The 4,405-nt window shown below is 34.5% G+C and carries 2 protein-coding genes; one reads left to right on the top strand and one right to left on the bottom strand.

Going from position 1 to position 4,405, the window contains the following annotated elements:
- On the top strand, positions 1-3,124 hold a 3,124-nt coding region (locus ACFIKX_RS09475), incomplete at its 5' end, for a type ISP restriction/modification enzyme (protein ID WP_375661247.1).
- 946 nt (positions 3,125-4,070) lie between these two features.
- Here ACFIKX_RS09475 and ACFIKX_RS09470 read toward each other — a convergent pair.
- Positions 4,071-4,405 (bottom strand): SMI1/KNR4 family protein (locus ACFIKX_RS09470; RefSeq protein WP_375661246.1); only part of this gene is annotated, 335 nt, incomplete at its 5' end.

The following is a 4,405-nucleotide window of genomic DNA, read 5'->3' as shown; positions in this document are numbered from 1 at the left end:
CTTAGAAGCCAAAAAGGCTTTAAAAAACAATAAGAGATACCGTGTTGTTTGGCAAGTTTTGCATGCTTTACATTCTCATGACGAAAGGCTTGCTCGGACAATTAATCAGATGTCTTTAGGACAAGATAGCAGCCATACGATTGAAATTATAGAGATTAAGCGTGCCAATGAATTAAAAGAGCTTACCACAACGGTTGATGAGATCTCGATACCATCCAAAACAGAAAGTTCTGGACGTGTCATTGGAACAGCAGAAAGCAAATCTCAATCGGTATCTGGAGGACAAGGAGACCTATTCCGCCGTTCTGAATTTTTTGATTTTGTCAAAGCCATTTTTCTGGATAGTTTTAAAATCACGGATTATTGGGGCATTTGGGCGAACAATGTTGCTGAGATTGCTCAAAACCATATCAATCATCTTAAAGATATGATTTCCGATGAAAAGAGTGAAGCCTTTCACGCCTTTGATGCATTCCATAAGGAATTAAAGAACAACGTCAACAGTGAAATCAAGCAAGAGGAAGCGATTGAGATGTTAGCGCAACATCTTGTCACGCGTCCCGTGTTTGAAGCTTTATTTGACGGTAATGAATTTGTACAGAACAATGCCATTTCGCAAGCAATGGACAAGATCTTAAGAGAACTGGATAAAACGAACATTGAAGAAAAAACCAAAGATCTTGATCAATTTTACAAAAGTGTCACATTCTGTACAGCAGGTATTACAGAAACTCATGCAAAACAGAATCTTATTATCAAACTTTATGAAAGTTTTTTTGCCAAGGCATTTAAGAAAACCACGGATAAGCTTGGGATTGTTTATACACCCGTTGAGGTTGTTGATTTTATCATTCATTCTGTTGATGATGTGTTGCGTAATGAGTTTGGAAAAAGCTTGGGGTCACGTGGTGTGTCTATTCTTGACCCTTTCACTGGAACAGGGACCTTTATCACACGGCTATTACAATCCAATCTCATCAAACCAGAGGATATGGAATATAAATTCCGTCATGATATTCATGCCAATGAGATTGTTTTACTGGCTTATTACATAGCAGCGATTAACATTGAATCGACCTATCATAGTCTGATGAAAGGGAATTATATCCCATTCAAGCATATTGGTTTGGCTGATACGTTTCGGATGCTTGAAAAACAAGATTTGATGAAAGGTTTACTAGAGGAAAACAGTGAATATTTAGAGCATCAAAAGAAACTGGATATTAAAGTTATCTTTGGTAACCCTCCTTATTCGGTAGGACAAAAGAATGAAAACGATAATAATCCCAATATATCTTATCCCATATTAGATGATCGTATTCGTGAGACTTATATAGCTAAATCGAAAGCAACTAGTACGCAAAAGTTATATGATAGTTATATCCGCGCTATCCGCTGGGCTAGTGACCGTATTGATAATGCTGGGGTAATCGGCTTTGTCACAAATGCCGGTTTTATTACTGGACATTCTATGGATGGTTTACGCAAATGCCTCGTTGAAGAATTTAGCAGCCTTTATATTTTCCATTTACGGGGTAACCAACGAACTTCTGGAGAACTTTCTCGAAAAGAAGGTGGTAAAATTTTTGGTTCTGGATCTCGAGCCCCTATAGCGATTTCCATTCTCGTAAAAAATCCAAATGCACAACAGCGTGGTAAGATATATTTTCGTGATATTGGAGATTATCTCACGAGAAAAGAAAAGCTTATAATAATAGAGTCTCTTGGTAGCATTGATGGTATTACACGGAGCAAACAAGGTTGGCAAATAATTACACCAGATAAGTACAGTGATTGGCTTGATCAACGTGATGACAGTTTCAAAACATTCTTAGCTATGGGTGTCAAAAAGGGGCATGATAAAAAGCTCTTTGAAACTTATTCTCTTGGTGTTTCAACCAATCGTGATGCTTGGACGTATAACTCAAGCCGTGAATCTGTAAAGAAAAATATGAATAACATGACTGCCTTCTATAATAATGAGGTAAAACGTTTAAATAATACCTATTCACATGCTGATCGTACAGCACGTGCAAAGGTCGTGAATGATTTCGTCAATTCCGATGTAAGAAAGATTAGTTGGAGCAGTACTCTTAAGAGAGAATTATTAAGAGGTAAATTTTCCGAATTTGAAGATAAATGCCTTATTCAAAGCCTATACCGTCCTTTTACACAACAATGGCTTTATTACAATAGCGTCTTTAATGAAGCAGTTTATCAAATGCCGCGTATATTCCCGATAAGACAAGCGGTTGATAATAAGGTGATACAAATTACAGGTATAGGAGCAAAGAAAGACTTTTCTGTATTGATGACTAAAGCTTTGCCTAATTTAGATTCAATAGAAAAAGGTCAATGTTTTCCACGCTATATTTACGAAGATACTACGGTTTCAAAAAGTAAAAGTGAGAAACAATCCCATTTATTTACGCATTCTACGGAGAAAAACACAACAGCTGGTTTACAGAGGCGTAATGCTATTACTGATGAGGGGCTAGAACATTTTAAAGCCGCTTATCCTAATGAAACTATCACTAAAGATGATTTGTTCTATTATGTTTATGGGATTTTACATTCAGAAGATTACCGTGCTCGTTATGCTGATAATTTATGCAAAGAATTACCTCGCATTCCTTGCGTAAAGAGTGCTGATGATTTTTGGAAGTTTGTAACAGCTGGGCGTGAACTCGGTCATTTGCACGTAAACTATGAAGATGTAGAGCCTTATCCCGTGATCTTTAAAAAGGGTAATCCAAAACAGACAGAAATCTCTAATCTCGAAAAATTCTATTATGTGACTGAAATGAAATTCGCAAAAGCAGGTAAAGAGAAAGATAAAACCACTGTTATTTATAATAACAATATCACAATAACAGATATACCTCTTGAAGCTTATGCGTATATCGTCAATGGTAAACCCGCTCTTGAATGGGTTATGGGGCGTCAATGCGTAAAGACTGATAAAAAGAGTGGCATTGTTAATGATGCCAATCGTTATGCTGTTGAAACCATTGGCAACCCTGCCTACCCTCTAGAGTTATTTCAGAGGGTTATTACCGTAAGTTTAGAGACAATGAAAATCGTTAAGAACCTACCAAAATTAGAACTAAGAGAAACTGAATAACTTATAAAGCATGTTCACATGATAGGCATGCTAAATTCACAAGGGGTATAGAGCTTATAACCATAATCTATACCTCTCTTGTTAAGTTGATTACATACAATCTTTAAAAAGAGTGCTTATATGCGTTATTCTAAAAAGAAGAAACTTGCACTTTTAGATACTTTTATTTGGATTGCCTTTAAGACTTTTAAGAAACCCTATCTAAAGTGAATTAAATTTTTTTACATTGCCTTTAAGAGGTTATACCGTAATCTAAAATGATAGCTTTGTTTAAAGAGAGTTATGTATATTCATTTTCTTATATTACTTATAGGTTTTGAAGGTTTCTCACACCCTCAAAATACCTTCAAAAATCCTTTTTATATATATTACAGATTGTATTTACGTGTTGTGTGTAATATGGGTTGTTTATTTGAAAGATTAACTTATTGAAATATAATAACTTTTATTTTGGATTAAAAAATATATATAAAGTGGGGGGTAAAAAGACCCCCAAAAACCCCCATACCCCCCTAAACTCATAACCATAATGGTCTTGATAGCATCTATTATGATTATAATCCCTTTCTTTTGAAAGGCTTAAAGGATCATATGCTTTTCATAAAGCACGTTTTAATCACTCACTAAAATAATCTATTTTGTCAGTTCAATTTACTGACACATAACTGACAAATATATATTATGAATTGAATTTATGGGTTGTCTTTTAATAAAGGTTGCATCATTAAAATTATAACCTATTGAAATATATTGATTTTAATTTTCTCTCATTAAAAAAATAATATAGGCTCTAAAAAGAACTGACAACACTGACACGGTCTATTAAAAGGGATTTTTCTAATCTTTATAATGATCAATCTCTTTTTAGATGTTTTCATAACAAGCAATAAATCGCAATTATTCTATTTATCAACTAGTTGTATAACATCATCTAAGGTATAAGTTTTCATGAATCTTCCCCTGCATACTCTTTAATTCTTTTGCAGAGAAATTCATAAAAATTACTTGCGTAATATTCAGAATCTTCAGATGTATACTTGAGATAGAGTGGGCATTCACCATCGCGAAACTGCTTATAATCAAAATAAAAGGTTTCACCAAAATCAGTTGTGCAGATAACAAGTTGTTTGGGGTCCGTAAAGCCATCTCTTCTATCGAGCAAATTTCGGTAAACAATATCACCAGCAGGAATACCTGCACAGATTTCATAAATACTGAATATTTCTTCACCTCCAATTTCTCCTCCTCCATAATTTTTTAAAAAATTCTTATAGGAAGAGG

It is taken from the genome of Bartonella sp. CM86QHHN (assembly GCF_042194695.1).
GTDB lineage: Bacteria > Pseudomonadota > Alphaproteobacteria > Rhizobiales > Rhizobiaceae > Bartonella.
The sequence above is the reverse complement of the archived record's forward strand: the minus strand, read 5'-3'. Positions and strand labels throughout refer to the sequence as shown.